Source organism: Paenarthrobacter sp. NPDC058040 (assembly GCF_042885775.1).
Classification (GTDB): domain Bacteria; phylum Actinomycetota; class Actinomycetes; order Actinomycetales; family Micrococcaceae; genus Arthrobacter.
Window position 1 is genome coordinate 1 of record NZ_JBHVRN010000028.1, and the last position, 15,028, is coordinate 15,028.

General features: G+C 58.7%; 13 protein-coding genes and 1 pseudogene. 13 read left to right on the forward strand and 1 reads right to left on the reverse strand.

All coding sequences use genetic code 11. The features are described from left to right. The first annotated feature begins 253 nt into the window (after positions 1–253). From ACFVSJ_RS24010 to ACFVSJ_RS24050, 9 genes and pseudogenes are all read left to right on the forward strand, one after another. Positions 254–1,507, forward strand: coding sequence for a carboxylesterase family protein (locus tag ACFVSJ_RS24010; RefSeq protein ID WP_387439629.1), 1,254 nt, complete (start codon positions 254–256; stop codon positions 1,505–1,507). A 65-nt stretch (positions 1,508–1,572) separates the two neighbouring features. Continuing rightward, positions 1,573–1,986: a RidA family protein gene (locus ACFVSJ_RS24015; protein ID WP_387439630.1), complete on the forward strand. Its 414-nt coding sequence runs from the start codon at positions 1,573–1,575 to the stop codon at positions 1,984–1,986. 306 nt (positions 1,987–2,292) lie between these two features. Next, positions 2,293–2,403: pseudogene (locus tag ACFVSJ_RS24020) on the forward strand (AsnC family transcriptional regulator); the annotation flags it as partial. Between the two features lie 18 nt (positions 2,404–2,421). Beyond that, the gene (locus ACFVSJ_RS24025; RefSeq protein ID WP_387439641.1) at positions 2,422–2,733 is read left to right on the forward strand and encodes an Lrp/AsnC ligand binding domain-containing protein; all 312 of its coding nucleotides are present in this window, start codon (positions 2,422–2,424) and stop codon (positions 2,731–2,733) included. A gap of 565 nt (positions 2,734–3,298) precedes the next feature. Further along, a complete protein-coding gene (locus ACFVSJ_RS24030) occupies positions 3,299–4,615 on the forward strand; it encodes a flavin monoamine oxidase family protein (RefSeq protein ID WP_387439631.1) in 1,317 nt (438 codons plus the stop codon). After that, positions 4,612–5,343, forward strand: coding sequence for an SDR family NAD(P)-dependent oxidoreductase (locus ACFVSJ_RS24035; RefSeq protein ID WP_387439632.1), 732 nt, complete (start codon positions 4,612–4,614; stop codon positions 5,341–5,343). Before ACFVSJ_RS24030 ends, ACFVSJ_RS24035 begins: the two co-directional genes overlap by 4 nt. 142 nt (positions 5,344–5,485) lie before the next feature. Further along, positions 5,486–6,703, forward strand: a complete 1,218-nt coding sequence (locus tag ACFVSJ_RS24040) for an MFS transporter (protein WP_387439633.1) — start codon at positions 5,486–5,488, stop codon at positions 6,701–6,703. An 82-nt stretch (positions 6,704–6,785) separates the two neighbouring features. Next, positions 6,786–7,145, forward strand: coding sequence for a nuclear transport factor 2 family protein (locus ACFVSJ_RS24045; RefSeq protein WP_387439634.1), 360 nt, complete (start codon positions 6,786–6,788; stop codon positions 7,143–7,145). A 347-nt stretch (positions 7,146–7,492) separates the two neighbouring features. Then, positions 7,493–9,184 carry an amidohydrolase gene (locus ACFVSJ_RS24050; protein ID WP_387439635.1) on the forward strand — a complete coding sequence of 564 codons (1,692 nt, stop codon included), beginning with the start codon at positions 7,493–7,495 and terminating at the stop codon, positions 9,182–9,184. A gap of 170 nt (positions 9,185–9,354) precedes the next feature. On the opposite strand, the gene ACFVSJ_RS24055 is transcribed toward ACFVSJ_RS24050, so the two are convergent. Further along, positions 9,355–10,050, reverse strand: a complete 696-nt coding sequence (locus tag ACFVSJ_RS24055; RefSeq protein WP_387439636.1) for a GntR family transcriptional regulator — start codon at positions 10,048–10,050, stop codon at positions 9,355–9,357. Positions 10,051–10,383: 333 nt separating this feature from the next. On the opposite strand from ACFVSJ_RS24055, the gene ACFVSJ_RS24060 reads away from it, so the two are divergent. From ACFVSJ_RS24060 to ACFVSJ_RS24075, 4 genes are all read left to right on the forward strand, one after another. Continuing rightward, on the forward strand, positions 10,384–11,478 hold the full coding sequence (locus ACFVSJ_RS24060; RefSeq protein WP_387439637.1) for a carbon-nitrogen hydrolase family protein: 1,095 nt from the start codon (positions 10,384–10,386) through the stop codon (positions 11,476–11,478). Then, on the forward strand, positions 11,475–12,584 hold the full coding sequence (locus ACFVSJ_RS24065) for a cupin domain-containing protein (RefSeq protein WP_387439638.1): 1,110 nt from the start codon (positions 11,475–11,477) through the stop codon (positions 12,582–12,584). Before ACFVSJ_RS24060 ends, ACFVSJ_RS24065 begins: the two co-directional genes overlap by 4 nt. Positions 12,585–12,670: 86 nt before the next feature. After that, on the forward strand, positions 12,671–13,573 hold the full coding sequence (locus ACFVSJ_RS24070) for a fumarylacetoacetate hydrolase family protein (RefSeq protein ID WP_387439639.1): 903 nt from the start codon (positions 12,671–12,673) through the stop codon (positions 13,571–13,573). A 60-nt stretch (positions 13,574–13,633) separates the two neighbouring features. After that, positions 13,634–14,386 carry an Asp/Glu racemase gene (locus ACFVSJ_RS24075; RefSeq protein WP_387439640.1) on the forward strand — a complete coding sequence of 251 codons (753 nt, stop codon included), beginning with the start codon at positions 13,634–13,636 and terminating at the stop codon, positions 14,384–14,386. Positions 14,387–15,028: the final 642 nt, after the last annotated feature.

Below are 15,028 nucleotides of genomic sequence, written 5' to 3' on the forward strand. Positions count from 1 at the left end.
CGTCAACGAAATGAGCACCCCGGAATGGCACACCGGCCACCCCCTGCTCTACTTCAAAGGCCAATACCGCCACCTCCTCCCCACCACCGACTAACGTCCATCGACGTTTACCAGAGAGTGTCGCACCGGCAAATGCGCCGGCGCGACACTCTGTCCAAGCCTTGGCAAGCTGAGGCAAAGAGGTCAGGATGATCTCCGGCTGCCCAGAAGTCCAGTGCAGTCGCCACGTCAGAAACACGAGAGTCACGAATACATGAGCACTTGCCTTGCCTACCGGAATATCAGGTACGCCAGCGCTGACCGCTTTTCTCCTGCTCAATTGATTCCCTTCGAGAATGTGGAGCCAGATCGGGGTCCGGGCCCCACGCCCCCTCAGAATCCATCGCGGTTTGATGTGCTGTTAGGGCCACCGGAACCGCTGGAGCAATCAGAAGACTGCCAGGTCCTGTCCGTCTTCACCCCCCGCACAAGCGGCAAACGTCCAGTCATGATGTGGTTCCATGGCGGTGCTTTCATCACGGGCGGCGGTGAGCTTCCGTGGTACGACGGTTCCAGGCTCGCAGAGGAGCAGGACGTCGTCGTCGTCTCCGTTACCGCACGGCTTGGCGCCCTGGGCTACCTCTGCCTGGGCGAAAGTGAGGAACCAAGCCCTGCAACCACAGACCAGCTGACCGCAGTGGAATGGGTTCATCGAAACATCGCTCAGTTCGGGGGTGATCCGGAAAACATCACTCTCTTCGGGCAATCCGCCGGCGGGTTTGCCATCGAAGTCCTGCAACGCTGGGGACTCGGCCCCCATGTCAAGGGCGTCATATATCAAAGCAGCGACATCAACCTCGGCAGGCTCTCCTACCAGCGCGAAGACGTTATTCGCCAAGCAAAGAGCTTTACCGAGTTCATTGGATGCGATCCGCGATCCCTCACGACTGCGGAAATTCTCAAGGCCCAAAAGCTGTACGCAGACGAGGCGGGAACCATAGAGATCTGGGCGCCCGTTCGGCCCAAGACAGAACAACCAATCCTCACCCGTGTTCTCGGTGGGTGGACCCGCGACGACACCCTGCCGTTCATCATGATTGAGAAAGGGATCTTCGAACCCTACCCGGGTCTATTCGAAGACTTCGGTGATGCCATGCGTACACGCAACGCCACCGAGATGATCCAAGGTACGCAGTCAGTCGCTGACCAAGCGTCTGACGCCGGTGCGGACACATGGTTGTATGAGTTCGATTGGGAAGTACCAGCCTCGGGTTGGGGATCTCCGCACTGCATTGAACTACCCTTCCTGTTCGGCGGTCGGGAGACGTGGCAGTCCGCGCCCATGCTCAAAGGTGCTGACTGGGATCTTTTAGAACGCCGCGGGGTATGGATGCGAAGCATTTGGGGTGCCTTCGCCAAAAATGGCGAGCCTGGTGCAGGCTGGCAAAGATACTCCCGAAGCATTCCAGTCATCAACCGATTTGTACACGATCCCGGGGTCCTCGCAGGCCCCGCCCAAAAGTCTTGATCTCAGCCATCAGGTGCGGAAATCGAACAGGAAACACCGGAACTCCCGGTGGAAAGGAAACGGTTATGCCAGAAATCACTCATGTTCGCGCCAATTGGGAATGGGACCAGGATGCCCCCTTGACTCAACTGGTCAAGGCAGGGGACTTCCTGCTGCTCTCGGGACAGATTCCCTACAACGAAAAAGGCGAAACGATCGGCGTCGGCGATCTCAAGGCCCAGGCACGGCAGGTATTCAAGAACATGCAACACGTTCTTGGCTTGGTCGGCGTGGATCTGACATCCGTCGTACGCCTAACAAACTACATTGTGCCTTCAATGCGTGACCCGCAAACCACCAAGGACTACTGGGAAGTGAAGCAGGAGTTCTTTGGCGACAAGCATCCGGCCAGCACGGGCATCCAAGTCGTTGGACTCATGGACCCTGATTGGTTCCTTGAAGTGGATGCCATCGCCTACGCTCCGCACGCCAAAATATAGAGGGCCGCTTACCTGCTCGTATATCGCCTTTCGTTTCGGACAACCCCGTCGGCCACGAGCCCACACATCCCTGACCGTAGGGACTGTCTCGGTGTCCGAGAGTACTCCCGTGGGATGCCAGGCCCGGGCTGCCCAAGATGGGTGCCGGCAGCCGGGCTTGGCTACCGGTGGTCGATTTAGGGCGTGAAGCCAGTGCTCGCAGCATGATAATCTTCCCCGAAGAACGGCGTCTCCCGCGCCGTATTGAACGCGAGGAAGGTCAAGGCCATCGCCAACGGTTCTGCCGCGAGATTTGATACGGTCGACGTGCAAATCGTCCAGGAACTGCAGGAGGACGGCCGCCGCCCCGTGCGGGAAATAGCCAAAAACCTTGGCATACCCGAGGCTACCGTCCGACTGAGGCTCCGGAAGCTGCAAGAAGCCGGGGTGCGAATCATGGCGTTCGCCAATCCGGCCGGCTTCGGCCAGATCAAGCCGGCATTGCTGCTGGCCAACGTCGAGCCGAGCAAGCATGCCGAAGTCGTGGCCGCCTTGAATGAACGCGACGAAGTCGTCTACCTATCAACAATGCTTGGCGAATTCGACCTGTGCATCCAGGTCTATACAGAAGATGAGGCAGAGCTTCTCAAACTCACGCACTCCGTGCGGGAACTTCCCGGCGTTCAATCCGTAAAAGTGATGCTGGAAATCGATGTTCACAAACTTCACTGGCGGTTGCTCCGGACACCTGCCCCAGTCGAGGATTAGTCACTCACTCCATGACGGGGCGCTCCGGGTTCCTGGGAACGCTGTGAAGTATCACCCGCCCACCGCGCTCATTTGTTTTCCCGGCGCACACAGACGCCGTCGCGTGGCCGCAATGAGCTGGCCAGCCACCTGAGAGCCCAGCCACCTGAGAGCATCTACCCACGAGGCATGCCCTCCAAGGAGGGCGCCGCTGGCGCTTTTTCCGCCCACAGACGGCCAAAGCTTGAGCTTTTCTGCGGCCACCACCGTATGTCAGGCGCCAAGCGATCTTGTCGGATTCGTATAAGAGTCGGCCAAATCCTGCGCATTTCAAAAAATTCATGAGATTTTCCTTTGACAAGCGCAGGTTTGGCTCTACACTTGTTGCAAAGGATGAGCTCGGTGAGCTCCATCACTATCGAATCGGAGAGCGAGCTCCCTCAGGGCTTCTACAGCAGACCTGAAAGCGATGCTGCTGCCGCTCATACATCACCCCCACACAAGCCAGGCGAAGAGGCCGCGGCTGCAGCTGGGATCAAAACGGTCTGGTCCACTTCTTGGCCGGCCACCTGAAAGGACCACGAATATGCCTACATGGGACGCGATAGTAGTCGGTGGAGGCTTTGCCGGCGTCATGGCGGCCAGGGAGCTGTCCGAGGCCGGTCTTGAAGTCCTTCTGCTTGAGGCTCGGGATCGCTTGGGAGGACGTACGGCGTGCCGCTCATTCGCTGATACTGACACGCAAATCGAGCTCGGGGGCACCTACTTCGACCATGCACAGACCCACTTGGTCCGGGAAACAGCACGATATGGCCTGGACATGGTTTATCCGCCCGAACCGCAGCGCTACATCTGGTACTTGAACGGCAAACGCTTTGAGAGCACCGGACTTCCACTGCCGTGGGAAGAAGCAGTCAGTGCTGAGGAGGCCCTCGCCAGGCTTCGCGCTGAAGCAGCGCGAGTACAACTCGAAACCCCTCACTTCCTTCAGGAAATCAGCGACCTTGACGTGTCCGTTTCGGACTTCATCAAGAGTCTCGGCGTTGGACCCGTCACGCACGACCTTTTGGAATCATGGGCCTCGCTGTACTCGGGAACCGATAACACCGACAACTCAATCCTCTACCACCTTCACTCGGTAACGGCACTCGGTGGCAGCCCCCTCGCCCTGGCGCCCGCGCTCATCATTGAAAGCGGTACTGCGAGCCTGATCGATGCCATTGCCTCCGACTTCAAGGGCGAAGTTCGCCTTTCCACGCCGGTGCTCGGAATCAGTCAGGACCCTGAAGGTGTGACGGTGACCACCATTGATGGTGACCAGCTGCGATCCAAGCGGGCTGTCGTCGCCCTGCCCGTGAACACTCTTTCTGATGTGTCGTTCGACCCTCCGCTGAACAGCGGCAAGCAGGCGCTCTTCGGCGAAGGGCACGCTGGTCACGGATACAAGTTCTTCGCACTCGTTGAAGGTGTTCAGGAAAACATCCAAGCGGTTGGATGGGGACTGAACAGCGGAGTGACCTACTTGGCGACTGCTGCCAAAATCGACGGGAACAGCCTGCTGGTTGGGTTCGCCCATCCTGCAGAAGGATTCTCCCCCCTTGACCTCGATGACGTGCAAAGGGCGGTTGAGGATTACTTGCCGGGCGCACGGGTTCTGGCGGTGGACGGCTACGACTGGAACACGGACGACTATTCCCAAGGAACCTGGATTTCCCCGCGCCCGGGACAACTCACCGGGCTCAACACTTCCCCCAGCTCAGATGAAGGAAGACTCTACTTCGCGGGCGCCGACCTCGCCCTTCGCTGGTTCTCGTGGGTTGAAGGAGCGCTGGAAACCGGGTATGAAGCAGCGCACCGGCTCATCGAGGCATCCATCGTGCCAGCAGTTAAGGAAACAGTATGAAACAAGTCGCAGTCATTACAGGAGCCGCCAACGGAATTGGCGCCGCAACAGCACGGCGAATGCTGGCCGATGGCTATGAAGTCGTTGGCCTCGACCGCGAACCCGGTGCGATTGAGGGCGTCACCTTCTACGAATTCGACGTCACCCGGACGGCGGAGATTGACGCTCTGCTCGACCGGATTGAGGACAAACACGGAAAAATCACGGCGTTCGCCAACATTGCCGGCGCTGCAGCACCAACAACGATGTCCACCATCACGCCCGAGGCGCTTCAGAGGCACATGGCGATCTTCGTCGAGGGAGCCATCTTCCTCTCCATTTCCGCAGGGAATCGGATGGCAGATAACGGCGGCGGCCGGATCGTAAATGTGAGCTCCACGGGAGCGACTGCAGCAATGCCATCGTTCCTCGCCTACAACGCTGCCAAGGGCGCTCTCGATGCCGCCAGCCGCACCCTCGCCCAGGAGCTCGCACCCAGAAATGTCCTCCTAAACGTGGTGGCACCTGGTTTCGTGCGGACCCGCATGTCCAATCTCGAAGACGGAGTGAACGAAGCTGACACGGAAGAGTTCAAAACCGATTTCGTAAACAACGGCCGTCTGCCGATTGCGCGTACTGCCGAACCCTCCGAAGTAGCAGAGCCCATCGCGTTCCTTCTCTCAGAACGAAACACCTACATCAGCGGGGCAACTTTGGTCGTGGATGGTGGCCTCACTTCCACGATGTAACTGTGGAGTCCACACTCCACAGCAGTAGCAGATATCACCGACGATATCCTGCCTAACCAGTCAGCAAAGTTGCAGGTACCTTTACCTCCGACACTGCTGGCCGAATCGAATCTCCTAGACATCTGTTCCAGAAAGGAACGTTATGTCCGCATCTCGAATCGACCGCGAAGCTTCTCCGGCTTTGCGCCAGGCTCTGATCCCTGTCATTGCCTACAGCTTCATCTTCACCCTGCTGTTCTTCATCCCCAACCTGCTCCCCCTCTACACAGGAATCCTCATCGACGTAGGTGGGCTGAGTCCTTCTCACGCAGGAGCGGTGAACTCAACCTATCTCGGAACAATGGCCGTGGCAGCCATCGGAGCAACGTTCCTCATCAGCAGGATGACCCCACGGACCTTGGCGTACATCGCCACCATCCTGCAGGCCCTGGGCTTCGTGATTGCCTTGTTCATTGGCGGCAATGAATCAGTTTTCATCGGCATGGCTATCGCCGGTTTGGGCAATGGTGCGCTCTTCGCCGTAGCAAATGCTGCCGGAGCCTTGGAAAAGCACCCCGTCTTGGTCTTCGGCGCCGGAATGGTTCTTTCGAATGTGGTCTCGGCAGCGGTCCCACCACCCCTTTACGCAGCTGTGGAGGCGTTTGGTCTTGGCGGACTGTTCATTACGCCCTTGGCGGTTATCCCGGTAATCCTTGTCTCGCTGCTTGTCCTGCCAAAGAAGGTCGTTACCGAAGTCGTCTCCACCGATGAGTTGCAAGAAAGCAGGTCCACCTCGGTCAAGCGCTCGGGTGCGCTTCTGCTGATCGGTATCTTCCTCACAAACCTCTTTGTCATGGTTTACTACGCCTTTGCTGATCGCCTGCTTGTCAGGGCTGGTTTTGACTTCGATGCCATATCGATCATCTTCACCATCGTTTACCTCGCAGCGGCGGTCAGCGGCGTTATCGCCATGGTGATGGCCCGCTGGCCACGACGCCTGGCCCTTAACCTCGTTGTGGTCACGGCCCTTCTGGCCGGATCCACGGTGGCGGCCCTTTTGCTCGAATTGCCGTCCGGAGTCGTGATCGCAGTGAATATCGCAGCCATGCTGTCCATGCTGGGAATGGCCATTGGGCCTGCGGTCGCTGCCCAAATCGACGTCACTGGCCGCCTGTCGGCAGCCGCCAGCGGCGCCCTGATCAGCAGCATGGCCATCGGTCCCATTCTGGGTGGATGGCTTCTCGAAAGTGTGGGATTCACCGGCATCGCCATTCTCACCATAGTCCTGGGGGCAGGTGCACTCGTGGCCTTGGGGCTTGTTTACCTCAAGCTTCGGCCCAAGGCAGAGGCGAGTGTTCCCACGGTTCCCCAATTCGGCTGAGCTGGATCCTTCGTCGAGCGGAACGTCGCACGACGGACCCATGCCTCCGTCCAAACCCATCCACAAACAGGAGAAATCAAGAATGACACAAGAAACGACCGCCATTGCCGACGTGCCAGGCTTCGTCAGCGATGCAGTGAAAGCCTTGTTCATTGACGTAGATGCGTCCGCAGTGGACCGCTTTTTCGCGGACACCTACAAGGACCACGCGCTGCCCGGTGATACGCCCAGCATCGACGGTCTTCGTGAATTCATGAACACCTTGCCGGAGAACTTCGGGTACCAGCACGTCCGCGCCTTTGGCGACGAGTCCTTCGTCTTCACCCAGGGCATCTACAGCGGCTTCGGTCCCGAGCCCCAGAGCGTTTTCGACATCTGGCGTGTCGAGAACGGAAAGATTGTCGAGCACTGGGATCTCTACGAAAACGCATCCAACGACTAAGCACACTCAGCATTGATGAGTGACGACGTATCAAAGGCCGTTGCCGTGCCCTTCCCGGGGCGCGGCAACGGCTTTTTGCTTGGGATCACGCACTCCCTAACTTCATCAAAATTGCAGATCGTACTTTTTGATCAAATATAATTACTGGTAGGATGGTGCCTGGATAAGCGGACTTGGGAAGAGTTCTGCCCGCATGCGGGCCAAGCGCTGCGAACCGCGACGCCTGAGGAATCCAGCCCTTCGAGACTCTGGCCACGAGTGAAGCTCCCCTGGTCGCCTGTCGAGTACCGCTGGTAGCGGAAGAGACATAGCCCAACTTGGGCTTTTCATACAAGGAAGGGGTGCGCATGCGTGAAGCGTTCCGCAGTGCCGATAGTCATTCTCCCGGCAGCCGGGAAGAGGTTCTGGCCCGCCGGTTGAAAACCCTTCAGAACTACAAGGTCAAGCGAAGCAGCATCCAGCAACATCCGGATTTGATCTTTGTCAATGGATCCGTGCTGACGGTCGAGCCGGAAGCGGCCGGAGCGGAAGGTGTCGCAGTCAGCGGAGACCGCATTGCCGCCGTCGGTTCTTCCATCGAGCTGATGCGCCTGCGGGGTCCCGAAACGCGGGTCATCGATTTGGGTGGGCGAACCCTGATACCCGGACTAAACAGCACCCACCGACGCCAGATGACGGCAGCGAAAGAGATCGACCATGTCTCTTTGATACAGGCCAAGAATTTCCAGCAACTAGGGTCGTTGGTGGGCGCCCGTGCAGCCTGCACTCCCCCAGGACAGTGGATTGAGTCCCGCAGCCTCTGGCATGAAGCGCTGCTGGCCGAGAAGCGCTTGCCCACCCGCAGGGAACTGGATCCGGCGACCCCCAACCATCCACTTTTCATGCCCCGGGGGATACATGCAGCGGTCGTTAACTCCCGGGCCCTGGAGGCTGCAGGCATCGACCGGAACACCCCAAACCCGGAAGGGGGCACCATTGAGCGGGACGCCAACGGTGACCCCACCGGCGTCCTGCTCGGCCGAGCACGGGAACTTGTTGCCCCTTTCTTGCCGGTTCCAAAAAGCCCTCAAGACGCGTTGAGCAGGCAAATGGCAGTATTCAACTCTTATGGAATTACCGCAGTAACGGATTCAGGACTGTCCATCGATGACATCGGTATCTATCTGGATCTGCTCGAACATCAAGGGTTGACTGTTCGCAGCCATCTTCTCCAGCAGGTCTACGACTGGGAAGGCCTGCGAGCCAGCACGGATGCGCTGAATGCCCACAGCGGGAACTCGTTCCTCCGATTCGACGGGTTCAAATTCTCTCTTGGCGGCGGCGGAGAAGACCCAGGGCTGGAAGACCATTTTCAGATTGAGCAAAATGCTGCCTCGAAGTCCGAGATACTCCTGCCGCCCGGCGGAATTGATGAGCTCCTGAAGATGTGTGTGGTGGCAGCGGGCGCCGGATTCCAGTTCCAGAGCCATGCCGCGGGGGACACTGGTGCGCATCTGATCGCCAACATCTACGAACAGACCAACCGCCAGACTCCCCTGATGGCTCTGAGATGGGCAGCCGTCCTCCTGAGCCCCCCGTCAGGGGAGGTCATCCAAAGATTCACGGACCTCGGGGTGACCACGGTCGTCGAGGATTACAGGCTCCTTCCAAGAGCCACTCCTCTGTCGCAGGAAGTTGATCACGGGTACGGCCTCTCCGTATCCGTTGCTCCCGGAGCCGGCACAGGAAGACTATCGCCAGACCAATTCGAACACTCGCTGGTTCCCTTCAGCCCATTCACCCACATGGAGTGGATGGCCACACGACGCGATCGTTCCGGGGTTGCCGTGCCCTGGCCACGCTCCCGCCATGAAGCTTTGCGCGCTAACACCTACGGAAACACTGTCACGCAATTCATGGAGCAACCGCTGGGCTCAATCCTTCCCGGTAAGTTGGCTGATCTCGCCGTCCTCAGCGGTGATCCCACCACAGCAGATGGATACGGGGACCTGCGGTGCGACTTCACTGTGGTTGGAGGCAGGATCGTCTACGAACGCTAGGGTTCCCTGGCCGGCATCAGCCACGCCGGCCGCGTTGCTTCAGTGCTGGTGTCCAGTCCTGCACAAGGCGCAGGACCGCCCTCTCATACCTGCTCTACTGCTCCGTGCAACTGAGTTTGCAGGGCTCTCCCTCAGGCCAGCCTGCGCAGAATTCTTCGGGCGGGTAAGTCCTAAGGAGTCCCCTGCCCAAGGCCGGCCAACCGTTCGGCCACTGCCGGGTTGAGCTGCTTGACGGTTGTCATCAGATGCTCCCGCAGTGCGGCCCGGCTTCGTACCGGATCATGGTCAATACACGCCTGCAGAATCGCCTCGTGTTCGGCCCGCCGGGACGAGACAGTTTTGGGGTCGCTCATTCCCAGAGAGCGGTACCGCTCGCTGTTGTGCCACGTGGGCCAAACAGACCTGCACAACCATTCGGAACCAGCTGACTCATAGATCGAAAAATGGAAGTTTTGGTGCGCCATCCGGGCAGCTACTGCGTCGCCGTTAGCGATCGCGACCTGCTGCTCGTCCAGGAACGCCCGGGCTTTGACGGCGTCCGCGGCATCAAAACGGCGGGCTGCGAGATCAACAAGGACTCCCTCCAACTCGATTCTCGCCGTGTAGGTATCTTCCAGATCAGCATCAGACACCGGGCGGACACGGGCACCCTTGTGACGGACCATTTCAATAATTCCCGTGGCCTCCAGCTGACGGATGGCCTCACGCACCGGCATCATGCTCATGCCCAAGGACTTCGCCAGCTCCTGAAGCGGCAAAGCGGCACCAGCTGGAATGGACCCATCCAAAATGGCTGTGAGTATCGCGTTGTACGCCTGGTCGGTGGTAGTGACCCTGGGGGTCGCTTGAAGATGGAGCACCGACATGACTTCTCCTAAGCTCGGCGGTTCAGGGAATCAGTATATAACTACAACCTATTTTTAACACTTTGATCAAAAATCAAACCAATCTTGAATCATGGGATCACAGACGCAGCTTCCGCCCTTCAGGGTGCCCGATTCAGACGACCGCGCCTGACTCCGCGCGTCCCGCCCAGCAACTCATCATGAAGCAATGGAGTGTCGGGCCTCACATTTAGTCCTTGACATAGGATTTGATCAAACATAAAGTATGAGGAACAAACGATGGGTGATCAAACGAGGTTTGAGTATCCCCTTTGCGGACAAGCGGTCCCGCACCGCTGGAACAGGTGAACGTTAATGGCGTGGAAGATGCCCGAGACGGTTGGTATCAAGAAGTATCCGAAGTTTGTTGCTGCGGCCGTGCAGGCTGCGCCCGTATATCTGGATCCTGATGCAACTGTCGCGAAGGTGCGCGATTTGATGGCTGAAGCTGCAGCGAACGGGGCTTCTCTGGTGGCGTTCCCCGAAGTATTTCTGCCGGGTTATCCCTACTGGAACTGGACGATGACCCCGGTTCAAGGCAGCGAATGGTTCGAACGTCTTCACAGCGCCTCGGTGGAGGTGCCAGGCCCCCACGTTGAGGCTCTCTGCAGTGCTGCCCGCGAGTTTGGCGTACATGTTGTCATCGGCGTCAACGAACGGGGATCCCGGGGAATCGGACCGCTGTACAACAGTGTCCTTGTTATTGACGATAGCGGGGCCCTGATCGGCGTCCACCGCAAACTGGTTCCCACGTGGGCAGAGAAATTGACGTGGGCTCCAGGGGACGGTAGTTCGTTGAAAGTCTACGATACGAAGGTCGGCCCTCTGGGGGTCCTCGCATGCGGAGAAAATACCAACACCTTGGCCCGGTTCACGCTGTTGGCTCAGGGCGAGTTGGTTCACGTGGCCAATTACATTGCGTTGCCGACGGCCCCGGCCGACTACGACATGGTTGAAGCCATCAAAACCCGCGCCGCGGCCCATTCATTCGAGGGCAAGGTCTTCAGCATCGTCTCGTGTTCAACCGTATCCGAGGAAATCATCGAGGCCGTAGCCGGAGAAGACCCTGCTGCGCGGGCCATGCTATCTCGCCGGAACAGTGCATTCTCCGGGATTTTCGGACCGGATGGTCGACTGCTTACCGAGCCCCTGGTCGACGAAGAAGGCATTGTTTATGCCGAGATCGATCTCTCCAAGTGTGTCCAGCCCAAGCAGATGCACGACATCGTCGGTCACTACAACCGGTTCGACATTTTCGACTTGCGGGTCAATAACCGAGCCCTCCAGCCGGTGACTTTGACCGCAACCAACCTTCCCGCCGTCGCTGGACCCGGAGGGGATAACGCAAAGACCAACAATCAAGAATCGCGGCAGCCACTTGCTGTTGTATCTACGAAGGAGGAGTCATGACTCTCAGCGATGATCAGATCGGGCGTGCCCGGGTCAAGGACACAGACGAACTGCGTGAGTATTACGCTGAGCTTGCCGAGATGGAAGCTGGCGCACTGTGGACCGTGGCCAACAAGATCGAACCGTGGTACCCGCAGCCTACGTCCGTGCCGGTGCACTGGTCCTATGAGGCCCTGAGGCCTAAGCTCGTTCAGGCGGCCGACTTGGTCACCGGCGATGACGCGGGACGACGGGTTGTCTACCTGGCCAACCCGGGTCGCCGCGACGTCAGCGCTGCCGTGGGACTGCTCTACACGGGCCTTCAGATCATGAACCCTGGCGAGTCCATGTCCGCCCACCGCCACGCCGCTTCGGCCCTGCGCTTTGTACTCGAAGGAGAAGGAGCCTGGACCATCGTCGAGGGAGACCGGCTCAAGGTCGGTCCGCGTGACTTTGCCATCACCCCCCGCGGAACCTGGCACGAACACGGCAATGAGTCCGAAACGACCCCGGTCATCTGGCAGGACGGGCTGGACATTCCCCTGATCAATGCACTGGACGCGAACTTCTACGCGGTGCACCCCGAGATCCACCAAGTACCGGGCAAGGTCTTGAACACCACCCTGCTCCGGCACGGGGCAGGCACCCTTAAGCCCGTCGGCTACGACTGGAACAAGAAATACTCCCCGCTGCTGGCCTTCCCCTGGGAAAAGACCTACGAGTCCTTGCTGAACCTCGCAAAGGTTTCGGACGGCACCCCGTACGACGGGGTCATCATGGAGTACGTCAACCCCATCACGGGCGGTTCGGTCATGCCCACCATGGGAGCGCACATGCAGCTGCTCCAGGCAGGGCAGGGCACAAAGGCTCACCGTCACACCGGCAACGTGGTCTACACGGTTGCCAAGGGTCGCGGCCACTCTGTCATCAATGGGCAACGATTCGACTGGAAGGAAAAGGACGTCTTCGTCGTTCCCTCCTGGGCGTGGCACGAGCACCACAATGACGACTCCGGCAACGACGCATGCCTCTTCTCGTTCAATGACTTCCCCACCATGAAGTCTTTGGACCTCTGGGTTGAAGAGGGCTACGACGCCAACAGCGGCCAGCAGTACCTCGACTTCTAAGAAACCTATCCACCAATCAGCCAGGCGGCGTGGTTTCCACGCCGCCTGGCAGCATCCGCACACCCTGCCCGAGGAGCAGCACTACTATGAAACTTTTGACCTTTGAAGCCGACGCGGGGGATCCGAGGGCGGGAGCCCTGCTCGGCGACGATACCGTTGTGGATCTTTACGCCCTGGGAGAGGCCGTTGGTGTCCCGCTCCCCCAGCAGGCCAGTCTCTACGTTGGCGATCCCGAGCTCACGGCCCGGGCCAGCGAGCTGCTCGCCACGCACGCACAAAATCTGCCGGCCGGTACAACGCACGTGCTCTCCGCCGTATCGCTGCGCGCTCCTATACGCCCGACCAAGATCATTGGTGTGGGACTGAATTATGTTGAGCACGTCGCCGAGTCCAGCCGAACACTGGATACCGATAAGGACCTGCCCACCAGGCCTGTGCTTTTCTCCAAACCGGCCACCGCCGTCATCGGACACGGTGAGTCCATCCGGCACGATGCCAGGTTGACCAAAGAGCTGGACTGGGAATGCGAACTTGCCGTCGTCATCGGCAAGAAGGCGACCGGGATCAAGGCCAGCGAAGCCTTCGACTACGTCTATGGTTACTCGATCGTCAACGACATCAGTGCCCGTGACCAACGCCGTTCCGGCCAGTGGTTCTTTTCGAAAGGCCAGGACACGTACGCCCCGTTCGGCCCCTGGATTGTGACTGCGGATGAGATTACAGATCCGCAAGACCTGAACTTCAATTTGACGGTCAACGGCGTCGAAATGCAGAACTCCAACACCCGTCACATGCTCTTCAAGATCGCCGAGCTGATTGAGGACATCACCTCGGGAGTGACCCTGGAACCCGGTGATGTCATTGCCACCGGTTCTGCTCAAGGGGTGGGTGCCGCTCAGGTTCCCCCCCAGTACCTGCAGCCCGGTGACATTGTCGAGCTCAACATCGAGAAGATCGGCAAGCTGACCAATCCGGTTCTTGCCGTCTGACTTTAGTGGTGGTGGCTTCTGAGCCCCCACACATGGAAAACCCTGCAAAGGAGCAAACCCTTGACCCGTAAATACCGGATCGGGCAAATCGTGCCCAGTTCAAACATCACCATGGAGACCGAAATTCCGGCCATGCTCCATGCGCGTGAGCAAGAAGAACCGGAGCGTTTTACGTTCCACTCGAGCCGGATGCGAATGACGGAGGTGACCAAGGAACAGCTTGAGGCCATGGATGATGACTCTCAGCGGTGCGCGGTCGAACTGGCAGACGCACGAGTCGATGTCATGGGCTATGCCTGCCTTGTGGCCATCATGAGCCGGGGACACGGATATCACGAAAAGGCCCAGCATAAGCTCGAAACCAAGGCAGCCGACGTGGGGGCGTCAACCCCGGTGGTCACCAGCGCAGGTGCACTGGTGGAGGCGCTGCACGTGCTGGGAGCGAAGAAAACGGCCATCATCGCACCCTACATGGAGCCGTTGACCAGGTCGGTGGCCGAATACATCGAAAACGAAGGCGTCAAAGTCACCAACTACATCGCCCTGGAAATTCCCGACAACCTCGAAGTCGGTGCCCGGGATCCACTGGCCTTGGTGGAGATCATCAAGGATCTGGACCATTCGGAGGCAGACGTTGTTGTCTTGTCCGCGTGCGTGCAGATGCCCTCTCTCGAGGCAGTCCAGCAGGTCCAGGACGCCATCGGCAAACCAGTCATCACTGCGGCCATTGCGACCACGTACCAGATGCTGAAAACGCTGGGCCTCAAGACCTACGTTCCCAACGCCGGCGAATTGCTCTCAGGGAAGTACTAGATCCTCCCTGCGAAGGAGACGGTCCAGCAGCACCCCTCAACCGGGTCATCCTAGCGCGCCGGAATCGGGTCGCCCGATGACGTGGGCAGTTGCTCGCCTAATCCGGTCAATGACCAGCGCCTTGATATCCCAAGAGGCGCTCGTGAAAAACAGTCGTTGTGGGAACGCGGGTCTCACAACGACTGTTTACGCGGAAGGTACTGTCAGCTACTTCCGAGTTTGTGTTTACCAGCGATCCAAAGCTGATCGAGTGCACAACTGTTCCATGCTGACCAATGGTTCGAGCCATGATTTTGGGCAAATTAGATCTGAACACCCGCTCAGGAAATGTTCGAAAACCTCTTGACGTGGATCACGGGGAGGATGGACGATTGACTGGAAGTCAAGTCAAGTGACTGCCGTCACTTTCGACCCAGGCTGACGACTCACAGTTCCCGGCGGCCGGCGCATCGGATTATCGGGTTGAGGTTTAGGAAACTGCTGACCAAACGCAAGCAGACCCCCAGCCTTGCTGGGGCCCAAGACCGTCTCCGGTGGTACTTGTTTGGAAGGATTTTTGGATATGTCTAAGACTATTGATGCTGGTGTGTTCATCCCCGTGGGGAAGAATGGCTGGATCCATTCGGTCAATACCCCGGAGAC

Excerpts from the sequence above, each read along its gene's own strand:
- ACFVSJ_RS24070 (WP_387439639.1), top strand. The coding sequence starts at position 12,671 with ATGAAACTTTTGACCTTTGAAGCCGACGCGGGGGATCCGAGGGCGGGA.
- ACFVSJ_RS24055 (WP_387439636.1), bottom strand. The coding sequence starts at position 10,050 with ATGTCGGTGCTCCATCTTCAAGCGACCCCCAGGGTCACTACCACCGAC.
- ACFVSJ_RS24025 (WP_387439641.1), top strand. The coding sequence starts at position 2,422 with ATGGCGTTCGCCAATCCGGCCGGCTTCGGCCAGATCAAGCCGGCATTG.
- ACFVSJ_RS24030 (WP_387439631.1), top strand. The coding sequence starts at position 3,299 with ATGCCTACATGGGACGCGATAGTAGTCGGTGGAGGCTTTGCCGGCGTC.
- ACFVSJ_RS24065 (WP_387439638.1), top strand. The coding sequence starts at position 11,475 with ATGACTCTCAGCGATGATCAGATCGGGCGTGCCCGGGTCAAGGACACA.
- ACFVSJ_RS24060 (WP_387439637.1), top strand. The coding sequence starts at position 10,384 with ATGGCGTGGAAGATGCCCGAGACGGTTGGTATCAAGAAGTATCCGAAG.
- ACFVSJ_RS24010 (WP_387439629.1), top strand. The coding sequence starts at position 254 with ATGAGCACTTGCCTTGCCTACCGGAATATCAGGTACGCCAGCGCTGAC.
- ACFVSJ_RS24050 (WP_387439635.1), top strand. The coding sequence starts at position 7,493 with ATGCGTGAAGCGTTCCGCAGTGCCGATAGTCATTCTCCCGGCAGCCGG.
- ACFVSJ_RS24045 (WP_387439634.1), top strand. The coding sequence starts at position 6,786 with ATGACACAAGAAACGACCGCCATTGCCGACGTGCCAGGCTTCGTCAGC.
- ACFVSJ_RS24015 (WP_387439630.1), top strand. The coding sequence starts at position 1,573 with ATGCCAGAAATCACTCATGTTCGCGCCAATTGGGAATGGGACCAGGAT.
- ACFVSJ_RS24040 (WP_387439633.1), top strand. The coding sequence starts at position 5,486 with ATGTCCGCATCTCGAATCGACCGCGAAGCTTCTCCGGCTTTGCGCCAG.
- ACFVSJ_RS24035 (WP_387439632.1), top strand. The coding sequence starts at position 4,612 with ATGAAACAAGTCGCAGTCATTACAGGAGCCGCCAACGGAATTGGCGCC.